Consider the following 17,388-nt stretch of genomic DNA (forward strand, 5'->3'; position numbering starts at 1 on the left):
CATGGTCCCGCACGTCCGTACTGCTGGCACCCGTGATGCCATTGATGAGAAAGGTCGCGGTGCCCGCCCGATCCTTCGCCCCGCACGCCTGACCCGTGCCGTCCGCCTGGCCGCCATTGCGGGCACCAGCGCTTTGTTGCTCAGCGCCTGTGGTAGCGGCGAGGACGAGCACGCCAGCCAGGTGGAAGCCGACAAGGCCGCCACCAATGACCCCGCGCTGATCGAGAAGGGTCTTTACATGGCGCGCGCCAGCGATTGCGCGGCCTGTCACAGCACCGAGGACGGCGATGAATACGCCGGTGGTCTCGGCTTCGAGACCCCGGTGGGCGAGATCTACGCCACCAACATCACTCCGGATACCGAGCACGGCATCGGCAACTACACCCTCGAGGAGTACACCCGTGTGCTGCGCGAGGGCGAGGCCGCCGATGGCCACAACCTGTATCCGGCGATGCCGTTCCCGTCCTATGCCCGTCTGACGGATGAGGACATCAAGGCGCTCTACGCCTGGAACATGCATGAGGTGACGCCGAGCAGCACGCCCAACCGCGAAAGCGAGATTCCGTTCCCGCTCAACATGCGCTGGCCGATGGCACTGTGGGAAGAGATCTTCTCGCCGCTGGAGCCGTGGCAGGACCACGAGGACAAGAGTGCCGACTGGAACCGTGGCGCCTATCTCGTCCAGGGGTCAGGCCACTGTGGTAGCTGTCATACCGAGCGTGGCTTCGCCTTCCAGGAAACGGCACTGACCGGTGATGAAGAAGGCTATCTCGGCGGGGCGATGATCGAAGGCTGGCGCGCCTTCAACCTCACGCCGGACATGCAGGATGGTCTGGGCAGCTGGAGCGAGCAGGATATCCAGACCTATCTGGCGACCGGCAACCTCAAGGGCAAGGCGCAGGCTGGCGGCCCGATGGCGGATGTGGTCGAGCACTCCATGCGTCACATGAGTGAAGATGACCTGCGCGCCATCGCGGTCTATCTGAAGTCGATTCCGGCGGTGGATGGCAAGGGCGAGCAGGGCGAGGCGGTCAATGATGGCGATCGCGAGGCTGAAAGCGAGCCGCAGGTCGCCACGCGCTTCAATCAGGGCGCACCGGCCGATGATGTGCTGTTGCTGCGCGGTCAGCCGCTGGACAAGCGCCCCGATGATGAAGACCTGATCGGTCAGCTGACCGACGCCACGCCGGGCGTGCGTCTGTATCTGGGCCACTGCGCCATGTGTCACGGCGCGGATGGCGCCGGCACCCAGGATGGCTACTACCCGTCGCTGTTCCACAACAGCGTGACCGGCAGTGTCTATCCGGACAATCTGGCCCAGGCGATCCTCAATGGCGTGCAGCGTGAGAACAATGGTCACAGTGTCTTCATGCCGGCCTTCGATGACAGCCTGACCGATGATGAGCTGATCAACCTGATGGACTATCTCGAGAGTCGCTTCGGGGAAGGTCATCAGTCCGAGACGCTGGCATCGCCCGACACGCGTCGTCAGCAGCTGAGCGACAAGCTCGAGGACTGGCGCAAGCACTGAGTCCGGTGCAGGCGCTGAGTCCGGTGCAGGCCTGAGTCCGGTGCAGGCACAGAGGTCTGTGCTGACAGGCCTGCGCAAGTGCTGGGTAGCCGAGTGAAAAGACAGCCCTTGAAAGTGGGCTGTCTTTTCCGTGACCTGCGCCATGGCGCCGAGAGTGCGGTTGTCGTGTGCGTTCAGGCCGTCTCATCCCGTGTTCAGTTTCCCGTGACTGGATCATCCGTGACTGGCGATGTCACACAGTTGGGGTAATATTGCCCCATGCAGGACCCCCGATTCACATTCATCCCGCTCGGGTTGCGCTCAAATGCAGCACAAACTGAAGAACTGCGGTAGAATGTGCGCCCAGACTTTAGCTCTTTATCAATTATTCGAGGCAACATAGCAGTATGACCGACGCTAATCTTGACGACCAGCTTGCATCCCTGTTTCAGGAGCAGGACACCAAGCAGGACCAGAACGCCCGCATCAAGGAGCTGGAGCGTCAGCTGCGTGAAGCCAGCAAAGAAGCCGACAAGCTCCGTAATGCCCGTGACAAGGCAAAGAAGGAAGTCGAAGACCTGCGCGCTCGCAACGAACGCCTGAGCGAGAAAGCCGCAGCCTCTGACAAGCACCGCAAGCAGGTCGAACACGAGTTCAACCAGAAGCTGGTGCAGTACAAGGCACGTCTGGCACGCGAACAGGCCATCGCCCAGTCTCGCATGATGCCGATGGGCGCAGCCGTCGAGGAAGCGACCGAAGAAGCCGATGCGGCCTCTCTGGAAGACCTCGGCCTCAACGCTGCCGCTATCCGTGCCCTGACTGACGCTGGCTACGACGACGTCGCCAAGGTTCGCAAGGCTCACGCCGATGGCGTGATCTCTGAAGTCAAGGGCATCGGCCCGAAGGCTCAGTCCCAGATCGCTGAAGCCCTCGACGCCTGATCGTTGCCGTTGATCGAAAAAACCCGCCAATCGGCGGGTTTTTTTGTGTCTATCATTCGCCCTGTGGCGGGCGTGACTGATGGCCTAATGCTGCGTCTACTCCCGGGTCTACTGTTAGAGCTCAGGCCAGCTGACCGCTGACTGTTGCTCGCCCAGCCAGTCCTTGAGGGCGGTGCGCATGTCGGCGGTCGGGATCGAGCGTCCGTTCAGCGCATGCACCACCCTGGGCAGACTCGGCGCCTCACCGGCATCTGCTGGCCAGGCCTGCTTGAGCGTGAAGGCGAGCTTCATCGGCTCCTCGCCGTGCAGGCTCTGCTGCATGCGGGCGTGTTCCACGGCCAGCGACTCGAGCTCGGCCTCAAGGCTGGCATCCTCGATATCGGCGCGGCTGACCAGCAGCATGCGCGGCAGGTCGAGCATGTCGGCGCGCGGCAGCCAGTCCTTGGACAGCGGATGCAGCGCCACCAGACGCGTCGCGTCATCGCCGTTGAGGAAGGCAGCGTGCATCTTGCGGCTGTTGATCAGCGCCTGGGGCGCATCGCCGACATATTCATCGCCTTCCAGCTCTTCCAGTGAGCGCGGGCTGACCAGCTGCATGCTGGAGCCGACCTTGACCTCCACCCACTGCTTCAAGGCCAGATGCGAGCGTGCATCGTCATCGCTGATCACCACTCGCACCGCGCGGGTGGTGTCGTTGAGGAAGCGGATCAGCAGCTCCTGCGGCTCGAACAATTCGGTGTAGCGGATCAGCTCGTCACGCGCGACCAGGCTGACATCGTCGAGATCCGCGCCATCCAGCACTCGCAGTGACATGCCGCTTTCGGCCAGTGCCTTGAGCATCTGCGGTGTCAGGTAGGCGGCGTCGAGGCTACCATCGCTCAGCCCTTGCTCCACGGCCTCGGGGCTTGAGAACTGCTTGAGCAACAGCGGGCTGCTCAGTTGCTCATCGAGGGTGCCCTCGGCTTCGAGCATCACGGCGGGACTGACGCTGACACCGCCATCGGCGGGCATGCCGATCTCCAGCGCGCTGGCGTGCTGGGCAAGGGTCAGGCTGGCAGTGGTGAGCGATAGGGTCACGAACATGCGTGCCAGACGCGGGCGAGATATCGGTAGTGATATCGAAGGACAGAACAGTGCAGGGGAAAGCAGGGACATCTGGCACTCCGGCAACGGTAACAGGGTGATGGCGTACGGCAGCGATGACAGCGCTCGCGCGTGGGCGCCAATGGTAGCCGTTTGGCCTGTGGGTGTCAGGCACGGCGCGGCGTCATGTCTCACCTCGCCGCCAGGCCCGCCATCCTGCGGGGTGACCGTGAAGATGATCGTGAGGATGGCCGTGGAGATGAGCGTATGGATGACCGCGGGCATGAAAAAGCCCCGTCTCCGAAAGGAGGCGGGGCTTTTGACGACTGTCAGCACAGGTGGCTCAGTCCACTTCAGCTCATGGCTGAGCACATGCGGCAGCTCACGGCTCGGCACATAGGGCAGCTCACGGCTGTGAGCGTGCCACCGGTGCTTCACCGGTCGCGGCAACCGGCTCCGGTGTGGCCACTACACCATCGCGGCGCGCGAAGTGATCGACCCACAGCGCGATCACGCCATCGCCGGTGACGTTGGTGGCGGTACCGAAGCTGTCCTGGGCCAGATACAGCGCGATCATCAGGCCAAGTTCCGCCTCGCCAAAGCCGAGCATGCTGCCCAGCACGCCCAGCGCCGCCATCACCGCGCCACCCGGTGCCCCGGGCGCGGCGATCATGGTCAGGCCCAGCATGATCAGAAACGGAATCACTTCGCCGAGGCTTGCGAGTGCCAGGTTGTGGCTCATCATCATCACGGCGGTGGCACAGGTGACGATGGTGATGGTGGAACCGGACAGGTGGATGGTGGCGCACAACGGCACGCTGAAGTTGGCCACTTCATCGCTGACGCCATTGGCCTTGGTCTGGCGCAGGCTGACCGGAATGGTCGCCGCCGACGACATGGTGCCCAGCGCCGTCAGGTAGGCCGGCAGCATGTTGCGCAAGAGGCCCAGCGGAGAGCGACGCTGGATCAGGCCGGTGATCAGGTAGGCCGTGCTCAGCCAGATCCAGTGCATCACGATCGCCAGCACCAGCACCTTCCAGAAGGTATCCAGTGTCGACAGCGCCTTGCCCTCGTAGGCCATCTCGGCAAAGGTGCCGGCGATGAACAGGGGCAGCAGCGGGATGATGACGCGATTGAGGAACACCTCGACCACTTCACGCGATTCGAAGACGGCGCTTTTCAGGGTCGGCAGTTCGCGGCGGCTGATGACCACGCCGAACACGAAGGCCAGCACCAGGGCCGTCATCACCGGCAGTGCCGCGGGGATTTCGAGATCGAGAAAGGGAGTCAGGGCATCGCGGCCTTCAGCGACCGGCGCCATGCCGGACAGCATGCCGGGCAGCAGGTTGCTGGCCACCAGGAAGGCGAAGATGCCGGCCAGAATCGTCGACCCGTAGGCCATGCCGACGGTGCGACCCAGCATGGCGCCGGAATTCTTCGGCAGCGACGCGATGCCGCTCATGACGTAGAACAGGATGATCAACGGGATGGTGAAGTTGATCAGCTGGCCGATGATGACCTTGGCGGTCAGCGCGGCACGTACGAGGGCATCCGGGGCCATCAGGCCGATCAGCAGGCCGGCAATGATGCCGAGGATAAGTTTGACGATGAGCTTCATGTGGATCTCGAGGGTTTGACGGGTTCTTGCCCCGATAACGGGTCGTGAATCGCGTACCACCTCGGCGACGCACCGAAATGGCGCGCAGAGTTTACCTGAATTGCGCCACCATTTCAGGCGCCTGGCCAGCTGCCGTGGCATGGGGTGTGAATGCCCATGACTCGACGTGCTGACCAGGCGCCATTTCAGGCTCTCAGCCGTTCATCGCTTCGCTCTCATCACTTTCGCGTTTTCTCTTTCGCGCCTCGCTTGCCCACCCAGCGCTTCGCTTTAGCTCTCGTCTCACTGTCTTGATCTCACTGCCTTGATCTCACTGTGATGAAGAGACCGAGCGGCGTTGCTTCACACCATGATGAACCAGTGCCACCGCTGCCAGTGCCAGCCCGAACAGAGACATGCCCTGCCAGCCATGCACGCTCATCATCTTGACGCCGATGGCGGAACCGGCTGCCGCGCCGAGGTAGTAGCACAGCATGTAGACGGCGTTCATGCGGCTCTGGGCCTTGGGGTCGATCGAGAACACGCGCACCTGGTTGGGAATCTGGGCCGCGAAGACGCCCAGGTCCAGCAGGATGATGCCGACGATCAGTCCGGCCAGGCTGTCACCCCACATGGCGAGCACCGCGAAGGACGCCAGCACCATCACCAGGGCGAAGCTGATCAGACGCCCCGCGCCGACACGATTGACCAGTCGGCCCGCCGCCTTGGCACCGAAGATGCCCGCCAGCCCGATGATGCCGAACAGCCCCGCCTGCTGGACGCTGTAGTCAAACGGCGCATCGGTGACGTGAATGGCCAGCGTCGCCCACATGGCATTGAAGGCCGCGAACCACAGCGCGCCGGTCAGCGCGGATTCCCGCAGCAGGGCGTGTTGCTTGAACAGCGTGCCCATCGAGGCGATCAGTCTGGGGTAGGCCATCTGCACGGCAGGCGCGCGGCTGGGCAGGTGACGGTGCAGCAGCACACCGATGATGACGGTGATGATGGCCGCGGCCAGGAAGACGCTGCGCCAGCCCCAGTATCCGCCGATGCTGCCGCTCAGGGTGCGTGACAGCAGTATGCCGATGGTCAGCCCCGTCATCAGGGTGGCGATGTTCTTGCCGCGCGCCTCGGGGGTGGACAGCGAGGCGGTCAGCGGAATCAGCTGCTGGGTGATGTTGGCGCCCAGTCCGGCCACGAAGCTTGCCAGCAACAGCGGCCAGAAGCAGGGGGCCAGGAAGATGCCCAGTGAGGCCAGTGCCAGGGTGATGGACAGATTGCGGATCAGCTGGCGCCTGTCCATGGTGTCGCCCAGCGGCGAGATCAGCAGGATGGCGGCGGCATAGCCGAATTGGGTCGCGGAGGGAATCAGGCCGATCATGCCCTGGCTCACGCCCAGTGAGCCGGCCATCTCCGCCAGCAGCGGCTGGTTGTAGTACAGATTGGCGGCGGTCGCGGCGACCGCGATCGCCATCAGCAACAACAACCCGCGGCCAATGGCGGGGGGGCTGTCGGCGTCTGGTGTCGATGTCGGCGTGTCAGTGCCTGACGGGACAGTATCTGATCGGGCAGTGTCCGATGGGGAAGTGCTTGAAGGGGAAGTGCTTGAAGGGGAAGTGCTTGAAGAAGTGCCTGTCACCTGGGTGTCCTCATGTTCGTGCTGCCAAGCGTGGCAGCGGTGATTCATGAGGGGCAGAGTAGGCAGTGTTCACCTATAAGAGAAATGTTGTTGTTTGATATGTTTGATGCTCATCCGGTATAGATCTGTGATCTACCTTGGAGGCGTTAAATCCTGGTTGCCCTCAAGCCTGGCTGTGCTCAAACGTGGCTGTGCTCAAGCCTGGCTGCACTCAAGCCTGGCTGTGCTCAAGCCTGACTGTGCTTAAACGTTGCCTGGAGTCACTGGCCTGGCCGCGCGACGCTGTCGCGTTCCACCAGCCTCGGGGCCAGTTGGGTCTGGCCCGGGAAGGGAGTGCCTTCCAGACGCGCGATCAGCTGATCGACGGCCGTGGTGCCCAGCGCATAGATCGGCTGGCGGATGGTGGTCAGAGCGGGTGAGAGGTAGGCGCTGATCTCGATATCGTCGTAGCCGATGATCGAGAGTTGCTTCGGTACCTCAAGGCCCAGGTCCTGGGCGGCGCGCAGACAGCCCAGCGCCAGCAGGTCATTGAAGGCGAAGATGGCATCGGGTCTGTCGGCCGGATTGGCCAGCAGCAGGTGGGCCGCGCGATGACCGTCGGCCAGCATCAACTGGGTCGCGATCTGCCAGTCCTCGGCGAGCCCCAGACCGGCGGCGTGCAGGGCGTCCAGTGCTCCGCTCAGGCGCTCGCGGGAACGCGCATGATCACGAGGCCCGGTCAGCAGGGCGATGCGCTCGATCCCCTGCGCCAGCAGGTGCTCGATGGCAAGCCTGCCCCCCAGGCGTGAATCGTCATTGACCACCGTCATGTCCCAGCCCGGCTGGGGCTCGGCGTCCATCATCACCGTCGGCAGTGGCAGGGCGCTGAGCGCCTCGAGAAAGCCCGCGCCGTTCTCGGCCGTCATCACCACCAGGCCATCGATGCGCCGGTCCCGCAGCGTCTCGAGATAGCTGAGCTGCTTGGCATCGATATCGTCGCTGTTGCACAGGATCAGGCTGTAGCCTGCCTGGTAGCAGCGGTCCTCGACGCCACGGATCACCTCGGCGAAGAAGGGGTTGTGCGCACTGGTGACGATCATCCCCAGGGTGCGGCTGCGGTTGGATTTCAGCGCGCGAGCGACGCTGTCCGGGCGATAGCCGAGCGCAGCGATCGATTCGCGTACCCGAGCCTCGGTCGCGCTGGCCACCGGGCGGGTGGCATTCACGACATGCGACACCGTGGTTACCGAAACTCCAGCGTGTGCCGCCACATCCTTGAGTCGAATCACTGTTCTATCCCTGGTGATGAGCCTGATGGTGAAAGTCGAGCGGGCGTCACTGGCCCTGCGAGGCGAGCAAGACACGCCATTGATGGAAAGACGCAAAAAGACGGTAAAACGCCGGCCAGTGGCCGGCGTTCTGTTCCGCGATGCAGGCGGCGTGAGCCTTGTGAGCGCTTATTCGGTGATCAGCTTGAGCGGCACGGAGATGGTCTTCTCGACGTCCTCGTCCTTGAGCAGCTTGTCGGCGGTATCGACACCGAGGCTACCGATCAGTGCCGGCTGCTGGGCGACGGTGGCGTCCATCTTGCCGGCCTGCACGGCCTTGATGCCTTCATCGGTGCCATCGAAGCCGACCAGCAGGATGTCCTTGCCGGCGGCCTGCAGGGCACGCTGGGCGCCCAGCGCCATTTCATCGTTCTGGGCAAAGACGGCATTCACGCCCGGATGCGCCTGCAGGAGGTTCTCCATCACGTTCAGGCCCTGGGTGCGGTTGAAGTTGGCCGGCTGAGTGGCGACCAGGCTGAGGCCTGCCTGGCCGTCGATGGCCTTCATGAAGCCTTCGCCGCGATCACGCGTGGCCGAGGCACCGGCGACGCCTTCCAGCTGCACGATCTCACCCTTGCCTGCGAGTTTCTCGGCGATGAAATTGCCCGCCAGTTCGCCACCGGCGACGTTGTCGGAGGCGACGTGCGCCGCGACCCGACCGCCGTTGGCGCTGCGATCCAGTGTCACCACCGGCACATTGCGGCCATTGGCGGTGCGCACGCTGGAGACCACGGCATCGGAATCGGTCGGGTTGATCAGCAGCAGATCGACGCCGCGGGACAGGGCGTCCTCGACATTGGACAGCTCACGCGCGGCGTCATCGCCGGAATCCAGCACGATCAGCTCGTGGCCCAGTTCCTCGGCCTTGTCCTTGGCACCCTGCTGGAGGCTGACGAAGAACGGGTTGTTCAGCGTCGAGACCACCAGCGCGATCTTGTCGGCCATGGCGGATTGCACCGGCATCAAGCTCAGGCCTGCGGCAGTGATGGCGGTGGTCAGCGTGGAGGTGAGCAGTTTTCCGTTCTTCTTCTTCATGGCGATGGTCCTTTCGTTGTTGTCGGCGACCCGCTGGAGGGCCCCCGTGGTTGGCGCACGGGGGCGAGGGTCTTCGATACTGCCGGGAATGAAACCGTGTCGTGTCTTACGTACTTGTGCTTCTATTTCTGCGGTACTTGCTCTTCTATTTCTGCGCGCGGCTGTCGATCAGTACCGCGAGCAGTATGACGGCGCCCTTGGCGATCATCTGGTAGTAGCTGGAGACGCCCATGATGTTCAGCGCATTGTTGAGCACGCCGATCACCAGTGCCCCGATCAAGGTGCCGAAGATGCGTCCACGGCCACCCATCAGGCTGGTGCCGCCGATGACGACTGCCGCGATGGCGTCCAGCTCGTAACCGGTGCCGGCATTCGGCTGTGCCGAGCCCAGACGGGCGGCGAGGATGGCACCGGCCAGTGCCGCGAAGGCCCCCGCGATGGCATAGACGCTGATCTTGATGCGATTGACGTTGATGCCGGACAGACGCGCGACCTTCTCACCACCGCCGACCGCATAGACGTGACGCCCGAAGCGGGTGTGGTGCAGCACGCCCCAGCACAGCACGTAGACGAAGAACATCATGTAGATCGGGATCGGCACGCCGAGCCAGTAACCGCCGCCCAGATTCCAGAAGCTGTCAGCGGCTTCGCTGACGCCGATGGAGACCGGGCGACCATCGGTGTAGACGAGCGTGGCACCGCGCAGCACCGTCATCGCCACCAGCGTGACGATGAAGGCCTGGATGCGACCGAAGGCGACGAACAGGCCTGAAATGGCGCCCAGGCCGGCACCGGCGATGATGGTGCCCGGCACGCTCAGCCAGGGGGAGAGGCCGGCGGCGGTCATCGAGGCCGCGAAGGCGCCGGTCAGCGCCAGTACCGCGCCGACGGACAGATCGATGCCCGCGGTGAGAATGACGAAGGTCACGCCCATGGCGATGATGGCATTGATGCTGGTCTGGCGGAGCACGTTGAGCAGGTTGTCGGACGACAGGAAGTTGTCGGACAGGCCGGCACTCACGGCGATCAGCAGGGCCAGCGCGATCAGCGCCTTGTTGTCGACCAGCAGGCGCATGACGTCGAGGCGGCGGCCGCTGGCGGCAGAGGAAGAAGGAGTAGACATCAGTTCGGCATCTCGTGGCGGGAAGCGGAGGAATCGGGGGTAGAAGACGGGCGGGCGGTAGCGCGTGATGCAGCGCTGGACGTTGACGTGCCATTCGCGGCGTCGTTGCCGCTGCTGAGGGGACTCTCGAGGCCCGAGGCCGCGGTCATGATCGCTTCCTGGGTCGCGTTCTCACGGCTGAATTCGCCGGAGATGCGCCCATCGGCGACCACCAGAATGCGATCGGCCAGGCCGAGCAGTTCGGGCATCTCGGAGGAGATCAGCAGCACGCACTTGCCCTGGCGCTTGAGCTCGTTGATCAGCAGGTAGATCTCGCGCTTGGCGCCGACATCCACGCCACGGGTCGGTTCGTCGAGAATCACCAGCTCCGGCGCCGGCATCAATGCCTTGGCCAGCGATACCTTCTGCTGGTTGCCGCCGGACAGGGTATCGACCGGCTGGTCGGTATTGCTGACCTTGATCTGCATGCTCTTGACGAAGCTTTCGACGGCGGCGGCTTCCTCGCCATGACGAATGCGCCCGAACGCGCCACAGAAGCTCGGCAGGGCGCTCAACGACATGTTGCTGGCCACCGAGTGGGCGAGAATCAGGCCCGCCTGCTTGCGGTCTTCCGGTACATAGACCAGGCCCGCGGCCAATGCCTCGGCCGGCGAGGAAAATCTCACCGGCTGGCCATGCAGCTGCACGCTGCCGGCGCTGATACGGGTATCGCCGCACAGGGCGCGGGCCAGTTCGGTGCGCCCGGCGCCCATCAGGCCGCCAAAACCGAGCACTTCTCCGCGGCGGGCCGAGAAGCTGATGCCCTTGACGCCCGGTGCCTCGAGATCTTTCACCTCAAGCATCACTTCGCCATCAGGGCTGGCGGGCGTGTAAGGGTAGCGCTCTGCCAGCTCGCGACCGACCATCAGGCGAATCAGGCCGTCCTCATCCAGTTCCGCCGTCGGCCCCTGGTGGATCATCTGGCCATCGCGCAGCACGGCGACTTCATCGCACATGCTGAAGATCTCGTTCAGGCGGTGGGTGATCAGGACCAGTGAGCGGCCTTCGGCGCGCAGCTCCGCGACGACCTCGGCGAGAATCTCGGTCTCGATGTCGGTCAGCGCATCGGTGGGCTCATCCATGATGATGATCTCGGCGTCCAGCGACAGCGCCCGCGCTATCTCGACCATCTGCTGCTGACCGATGCTCAGCTCGCTGACGGCGGTGCGGGAATCCAGCGATTGGCGCAGGCGGTCGAGCAGCTGGCGGGCATCACGGTGCAGGCGCTTCCAGTCGACGGTACCCAGCGCGGTGCGTGGCTCACGGCCGAGGAAGATGTTCTCGCCGGCGGACAGACCCGGCACCAGATTGAGTTCCTGGTGGATGATGGCGATGCGGCTGTCCATCGCCTGACGCGGGGTGGTGAAGACCACTTCCTCGTCACGCAGCCACAGCGTGCCGGCGTCGTAGCGATAGACGCCGGAGAGAATCTTCATCAGCGTCGACTTGCCGGCGCCATTCTCGCCGGCCAGTGCATGCACGCGCCCCGCGCGCAGCGTCAGGTCGACACCCTTGAGCACGCTGACCCCGGAGAAGCCCTTGTCGATGCCCTTGAGTGCCATCAGCACCCGCGGTTGTGCATGGCTCTGCATCAGAAGGGCACTCCACAGTGCAGGATCACGTTGGCGTACGGCGTGCACTCGCCCGTGCGCACGATGACGCTCGCCTCGGGCAGCGCCGCCTTGAAGGCTTCATGACTGAGCTGCTGGCGGGCGATCGGTGCGAGGGACAGGCGGTCCAGGGTGTCCAGACGTTCGACGATGGCGTCATGGAAGGATGGACTCTTGACCGGCAACTCCTCGGCCAGGGTCGTGGCCTCGATGCACAGCTCGGCCAGCAGGGCGTCCAGCACTGGCAGCATGGCGGGCAGGCCGGGAACCACCGCGAGATCGACACAGGGCACGCCCTCGGGAATCGGCAGGCCGGCGTCGGCGATCACCACGGTGTGGGTATGGCCGAGACGGGCGAGGTGGCCACTGAGAGGTCCGTTCAAGATGCCGTGTCGTTTCACGTCGCAGTCCTTGGGTAAAGCAGGAATGAGTCGATCCAGTGTCTGAATCCGCTGGTTCACAATGGCGCCAATTATGAACCGCAAACGTTTGCGGTGCGGTAAGCGATACGTCGTAGGCGCTGTAGGGTGACTACCTTTCTGTAGTCTGAGGTCCAATGCGGGGTGTGCTCGGGAGGTGATCAAAAGGGAAGGCGATCGAAAGGAAGGCGATCGAAAAAGAAGGTGGTCGGAAGAAGAAGGGGGTCGAAAGAAGGTGATCGAAAGAAGAAGACGCTCACACAGAAAGGGTCTGCACAACAAAGCCCTCAAGTTCATCAGGCCGGTGCCGATAGCCACCACACTCAGACAGACAAATACGCCCGGTATGCGTGCTTTTTCGCCTGATGGCGACTCAGCGGGCATGTGAAAATACCTTCACCCTATCGAGAGGTGCATATGGCGACGATTTCATCGCTGGGGATTGGCTCTGGGCTCGACCTCAACAGTCTGCTGACGGATTTGGAGACGGCAGAGCGTCAGAAGCTCACGCCGATTGAGACCCAGCAGGCAAGTTACGAGGCCGAGTTGTCGGCCTGGGGCACGATTCAAAGTCGCCTGGAATCCCTGGATACCGCCGCCGCGGCGCTGGCCGATGCCGACACCTATGCCGGCATGACCACCACCGCCAGTGGCTCGGGCGTCAGTGCCACGGCAACCTCGGAAGTGAGTGCGGGCAGTTATTCGGTGGCTGTCACCCAGCTGGCGCAGGCGCAGAGTCTGGCGACGACGGGCCAGGCGAGTCGTGATGAGGCCATCGGTGATGGCACCGCGACCACGCTGACGCTGTCATTGGGCACGCTGGCCAGTGATGGCAGCTATGCGGCGGACGCCGAGCGCAGCGCCAGCATCGTCATCGACGAGAGCAACAACACGCTGGAAGGCATTCGTGATGCCATCAATGAGGCGGGTCTCGGGGTCACGGCCTCGATCGTCAATGATGGCTCTGACACGCCGTATCGCCTGGTGATGACCTCGGACGAGACGGGCAACGAGGCGGTGATGAGCCTCTCGACCAGCGGCGAGGTGGCAGAGCTCGATAGCCTGCTCAGCCATGACCCGGCGAGCTATGACCCGACAAGTAGTGACCCGGCCGCCGGCGGGATGGAAGAAGTCGTCGCGGCGCGCAATGCCGAGTTCAGCGTCAACGGCATCAGCATGCAAGCCACCTCCAATGTCATCGATGATGCCGTGGATGGCTTGACCCTGACGCTGAGCGAGACCAACACGACTGCCAGCGTGGTCACCGTCAAGGAGAACGCCGAGTCGGTAAGCAAGGCGATGGAAACCTTCGTCAATGCCTACAACGACCTGCAGGACACCATCGACAATTACACCGCCTTCAATGCCGATGAAGGGACCGCGGGGGAACTGCTGGGCGATTCGACGCTGCGCACCATCGAGAGTCGCCTGACCTCGGCGCTGAATTTCACCAGTGAGGGCGATTTCTATGCGCTCTCCTCGCTGGGAGTGAGCCGTACCAACGATGGCAAGCTCGAATTCGACAGCGCCGTGATCGAGGCCGCCGACAGTGAGCAGCTGGCGGCGATGTCGGGGTTCTTCATCTCCGATGATGAGGCGGGCACCAGCGGCTTTGCCAGCCAGATGTCCAGTCTGCTGGAAGAGGTGGTCGGGGAGGACGGCACGCTGGAAAGCACCACGGAAGGCATCGAGGGGTCGCTGGAGAGTCTCGCCAGTCAGTATGAGCAGACCGAAGACACCATCGAGGCCACCATCGAGCGTTATCGGGAGCAGTTCACGGAACTCGACATCCTGGTGGCCAACCTGACATCCACCAGTGACTACCTGACCAGTCAGCTGGAAACGCTGGAAAACAGCTGGGACATGACGGGCTGATCGGTGGCTGATGCCTTGGCCATCCGCGATCCGCTTGCGAGATTCGATGCGTCCGGCGATGCCCGCAGTCGAGACGGCATGCCGACGACGGCTCCATATCTGACAGAGATACTGACAAACGCCATGAACAAGGGAACCCAATCACCATGAGTCGCTATCGTGGCGCCAATGCCTATGCCCGTGTCGGCGTGGAATCCGGTGTACTTTCCGCCAGTCCACACCAGTTGATCGTGATGTTGTTCGAGGGAGCCGACCGCGCGCTGGCGGCGGCGCGTCTGCAGATGGAGGCCGGCGACGTGGCCGCCAAGGGGCAGTCGCTGGCCAAGGCGACCAGTATCGTCACCGAAGGTCTGCGTGCCTGTCTGGATCATGAGCAGGGCAATGAGGTCGCGACCAATCTCGATCGCATGTATGACTACATCGCGCGCCTGATCATGCAGGCCAACCTGGGCAATAGCCCGGAAAAGCTCGACGAGGCGCGTCGCCTGCTCAACGAGCTGGGAGACGCCTGGCGTCAGATTGCCGTACACGACAAGGGATTGGACTGACCATGGACAGCAATGCACTGCTCGCCGATGACACCTTCCAGCAATGCGATGAGCTGCTGGAGCAGATGAATGCCATGCTGCGTTCAGCACGCCTGGGTGACTGGCCCGCGGTTCTCGGCGGGCAGGCCAGCTATATCGAGAAGATGCAGCAGCTACGCATGCCGCGAGGTGGCAACGCCGAGACGCGCAGTGCGCTGGAGCAACGCCTGCGCACGCTGACCACGCTGGAATCAGAGCTGACCGTCCAGCTCAAGGCGCGCCAGAGTCAGTTGCAGGAAGTGCTCGGGGATGTGGGTACGCGCCGCAAGCTGGCACGTAGCTATGGCCAGGGCAATTATGGCCAAGGCAGCTACGGTCAGAATAGCTGAGGCCACAGTAGCCAAGGCCAGAACAGCCAAGATCAGGCAAGTTACGATCAGGGCGGCCAGGCTCAGCAGAGCAGGGCTTGATCGGGCGCGGGGAGAGCCGAGTCTTCAATGCCTCGCGCATGACTCCCTGACGGCCTCCCTGGCAATGAGGATTGCACGACATGAGCGGCATCAATCCCTTGATCGATAGTCTGCTCCATCAGGTGTTGGGAAGGGCGGCACAACGCCCGCCGCCGGCGGACTCCGGTGTCGTCTTCCCGACCTCCGCTCTCCAGTCGCGCCAGGGGCTGGGGGCGGAAGACGGCAAGGGCAGTGGCGGCCAGAATGGCGCCAGTCCGCTCTTCCAGACAGGCGCTGGAACAGGATCAGGCGCAAGCGCAAGGCCTGCGGCTCCGTCATTGAATGCCGGCTCAGCGTTGCTGACAGCCTCGCAAGCCTCTACTTTTCCCACTGGCGCCCTCGCGTCAGCTTCCTCTTCCCGCCCACCGTCCGGTGCTTCCGTCGAGCTGACGACGCAGACACAGACGATGTCGCGTTTGCTCGATGCCCTGTCACAGCTGGTGGCCAGCGGCTCGCCGTCCGCGCGGGTCGGGTTGGCGCTGCCGGAAGGGCAATCGCTGGTTTCTCTGCTGGCGCGCGGCCAACCCTTGCCCGGTCTTCTGGCGCCCATGGCGTTGTCCAGCGCATCACTTCTCAGTCTGTCGGCGGCCTTGAGCCAGCAGATCCACCAGAGCGGGCTCTTCTACGAAGCGGACCTGCTCGCCTGGGTCGAGAATCGGCTGGGATTGGCCGACCTCGCCGGTCATCCGCAGCTTGCCAATGCCAGATTGGAGGCTCTGTTGGCCTGGCGGCAATGGCCGGTGCTGGCGGAGGCGCGCTTCATCCCCTGGGAGGCGGCACGTGAGGACGCCTTTGTCTGGCGCATGCGAGACATGCGAGCAGAGCTGCGCCGTGAGTCGCGCCCGGGCATGGCTCGCCCGAGCAGTGACATGCTCTTGCCGCCGGGTGGCATTGACGCGGCCCGACAGGGCGCCAGCGCCCATGAAGCCAGTGCGCTGGGTGCCTATCGCGCCAACATGCAATTGGGCGTCGCTCAACCTGCCGCCTCTGATGTGTCTCGCCAGGCGATTGGCTCAGACGCCCTTGCCAGCGGGCTGGTACAGCAACAGCTGTTGTTGATTCTGGGTCAGCCCTTCCATTGGCAGGGCCTGTTGATGCCCGGCCTGCATGTCTTCTTCAGCCTCTATTTCCCGGGGCCGCCTTATCGGCATCGCTCGCGGGATGAGGAGGAGCGACGTACAGCGCCATTGGCCGTGACGCCCGTGGCTGCGCATGACGCCACACCTGACAGTCGCCGCAGTGATCACGGCGAGGCTCAACAGTGGAAGATGTCGCTGACCTTGGTGGCAGGCGACAGCGATGGCGAGGAGGGCAGCGATCGCAAACCACAGGTGACTTCCGAGCCGGAAAATCTTGCCGCGCGAGACACTGCGGAGCAGGGCGAAGGGCAGATGCAATCGCCCAGTAGTGTGAAAAGTGCGGAAAGTGAGGGTGGTGAGAAGAGCAGGAGCAGTGAGAGCGGTGATACTGCCGCGCGGGCAACGCTTGCACTGAAGCTGACCTGGTATCAGCTTGATGCGCCTGTGGCATTGGTGGTCGAGATAGAGCGACTGACGCAACCTTCCAGCAACGCAGGCGAGCGTGATACGGCCTTGCGCGAGCTGCAGCATTCGCTCGCGCAAGGTCTGGCCGGGTTGGCGCCCCGGGTGTACGTACGCCCCGTCGATGCAGTGCCTGATCATGAGGCGCCCGCGTCTTCTGATGGCGCATCTGTCGATGCCCCTTGGGCCACGGCAAAGCAAGCGACGGATTTCATGCATACCCAGGGTGAGAGGCTGGGGCAGCGCATCCAGCAGCGGGCCAACTCGCTGGGTCTGAGCGTGCATGAAATGCCCGAGCTGGTCGAAATGCTGGCCACCGGCCTGCCGGCACGCAAGGATTTGCCTACAGCCTTGATGCAGGTCGTCGTCAAGATCGCCGAGCTATGGGCCGAGAGGCATCGCTCACAGAAGGCGCCTTCTGAGTAAAATCCTCGAATGTCCCGCTCTACAGGATGATGTTTCATCCTTGTACGATTCTTGCTCATTGAGTCCTGGCGAATGTTTTTATGGCATGCCACTGCATGGCGACTGTGGAGGTGTGAAGTGACACTTCAGGCGTCACGCCACAGGCCGGGATATCGAGAAATATAATTTATTTATAATATTTAAATAAAGCGTCACTCAGGCGAACTG

General features: G+C 63.3%; 14 protein-coding genes. 6 read left to right on the top strand and 8 right to left on the bottom strand.

Going from position 1 to position 17,388, the window contains the following annotated elements:
• Position 1: 1 nt before the first annotated feature.
• Both MSG32_RS04670 and MSG32_RS04675 read left to right on the top strand, forming a co-directional pair.
• Positions 2–1,531, top strand: a complete 1,530-nt coding sequence (locus MSG32_RS04670) for a cytochrome c (protein WP_248378101.1) — start codon at positions 2–4, stop codon at positions 1,529–1,531.
• A 386-nt stretch (positions 1,532–1,917) separates the two neighbouring features.
• A complete protein-coding gene (locus MSG32_RS04675; RefSeq protein ID WP_054556587.1) occupies positions 1,918–2,451 on the top strand; it encodes a hypothetical protein in 534 nt (177 codons plus the stop codon).
• 114 nt (positions 2,452–2,565) lie between these two features.
• Here MSG32_RS04675 and MSG32_RS04680 read toward each other — a convergent pair whose 3' ends face one another.
• From MSG32_RS04680 to rbsD, 8 genes are all read right to left on the bottom strand, one after another.
• On the bottom strand, positions 2,566–3,534 hold the full coding sequence (locus tag MSG32_RS04680) for a hypothetical protein (RefSeq protein WP_248378103.1): 969 nt from the start codon (positions 3,532–3,534) through the stop codon (positions 2,566–2,568).
• A gap of 406 nt (positions 3,535–3,940) precedes the next feature.
• Entirely contained in the window at positions 3,941–5,152 is a 1,212-nt protein-coding gene (locus MSG32_RS04685) for a dicarboxylate/amino acid:cation symporter (protein WP_248378105.1), read from the bottom strand.
• A 310-nt stretch (positions 5,153–5,462) separates the two neighbouring features.
• Positions 5,463–6,605 carry an MFS transporter gene (locus MSG32_RS04690; RefSeq protein ID WP_248378107.1) on the bottom strand — a complete coding sequence of 381 codons (1,143 nt, stop codon included), beginning with the start codon at positions 6,603–6,605 and terminating at the stop codon, positions 5,463–5,465.
• Positions 6,606–7,030: 425 nt separating this feature from the next.
• Complete coding sequence (locus MSG32_RS04695) at positions 7,031–8,113, bottom strand: LacI family DNA-binding transcriptional regulator (RefSeq protein ID WP_348983953.1); 1,083 nt, start codon at positions 8,111–8,113, stop codon at positions 7,031–7,033.
• 93 nt (positions 8,114–8,206) lie between these two features.
• Positions 8,207–9,112 (bottom strand): ribose ABC transporter substrate-binding protein RbsB, encoded by a 906-nt coding sequence (gene rbsB, locus MSG32_RS04700; RefSeq protein WP_248378111.1) that lies wholly within the window; start codon positions 9,110–9,112, stop codon positions 8,207–8,209.
• Between the two features lie 145 nt (positions 9,113–9,257).
• Positions 9,258–10,235 carry a ribose ABC transporter permease gene (gene rbsC / locus MSG32_RS04705; protein ID WP_107334720.1) on the bottom strand — a complete coding sequence of 326 codons (978 nt, stop codon included), beginning with the start codon at positions 10,233–10,235 and terminating at the stop codon, positions 9,258–9,260.
• On the bottom strand, positions 10,235–11,866 hold the full coding sequence (locus MSG32_RS04710) for a sugar ABC transporter ATP-binding protein (protein WP_248378113.1): 1,632 nt from the start codon (positions 11,864–11,866) through the stop codon (positions 10,235–10,237). The genes rbsC and MSG32_RS04710 overlap by 1 nt, the downstream gene beginning before the upstream one ends.
• Complete coding sequence (gene rbsD, locus MSG32_RS18080; RefSeq protein WP_348983954.1) at positions 11,866–12,687, bottom strand: D-ribose pyranase; 822 nt, start codon at positions 12,685–12,687, stop codon at positions 11,866–11,868. The genes MSG32_RS04710 and rbsD overlap by 1 nt, the downstream gene beginning before the upstream one ends.
• Positions 12,688–12,720: 33 nt before the next feature.
• Between rbsD and fliD the strand changes: the two genes are divergently transcribed.
• The 4 genes from fliD (at position 12,721) to MSG32_RS04735 (ending at position 17,181) form a co-directional block, all read left to right on the top strand.
• Positions 12,721–14,178: a flagellar filament capping protein FliD gene (gene fliD, locus MSG32_RS04720; RefSeq protein ID WP_248378115.1), complete on the top strand. Its 1,458-nt coding sequence runs from the start codon at positions 12,721–12,723 to the stop codon at positions 14,176–14,178.
• 146 nt (positions 14,179–14,324) lie between these two features.
• Positions 14,325–14,726 (top strand): flagellar export chaperone FliS, encoded by a 402-nt coding sequence (gene fliS / locus MSG32_RS04725; RefSeq protein WP_054556596.1) that lies wholly within the window; start codon positions 14,325–14,327, stop codon positions 14,724–14,726.
• A gap of 2 nt (positions 14,727–14,728) precedes the next feature.
• Complete coding sequence (locus tag MSG32_RS04730) at positions 14,729–15,094, top strand: flagellar protein FliT (RefSeq protein WP_248378117.1); 366 nt, start codon at positions 14,729–14,731, stop codon at positions 15,092–15,094.
• A 161-nt stretch (positions 15,095–15,255) separates the two neighbouring features.
• Positions 15,256–17,181 (top strand): hypothetical protein, encoded by a 1,926-nt coding sequence (locus tag MSG32_RS04735; RefSeq protein WP_248378119.1) that lies wholly within the window; start codon positions 15,256–15,258, stop codon positions 17,179–17,181.
• The last annotated feature ends 207 nt before the right edge of the window (positions 17,182–17,388 follow it).

The organism is Cobetia sp. 1CM21F (assembly GCF_023161745.1).
GTDB classification, from domain to species: domain Bacteria; phylum Pseudomonadota; class Gammaproteobacteria; order Pseudomonadales; family Halomonadaceae; genus Cobetia; species Cobetia amphilecti.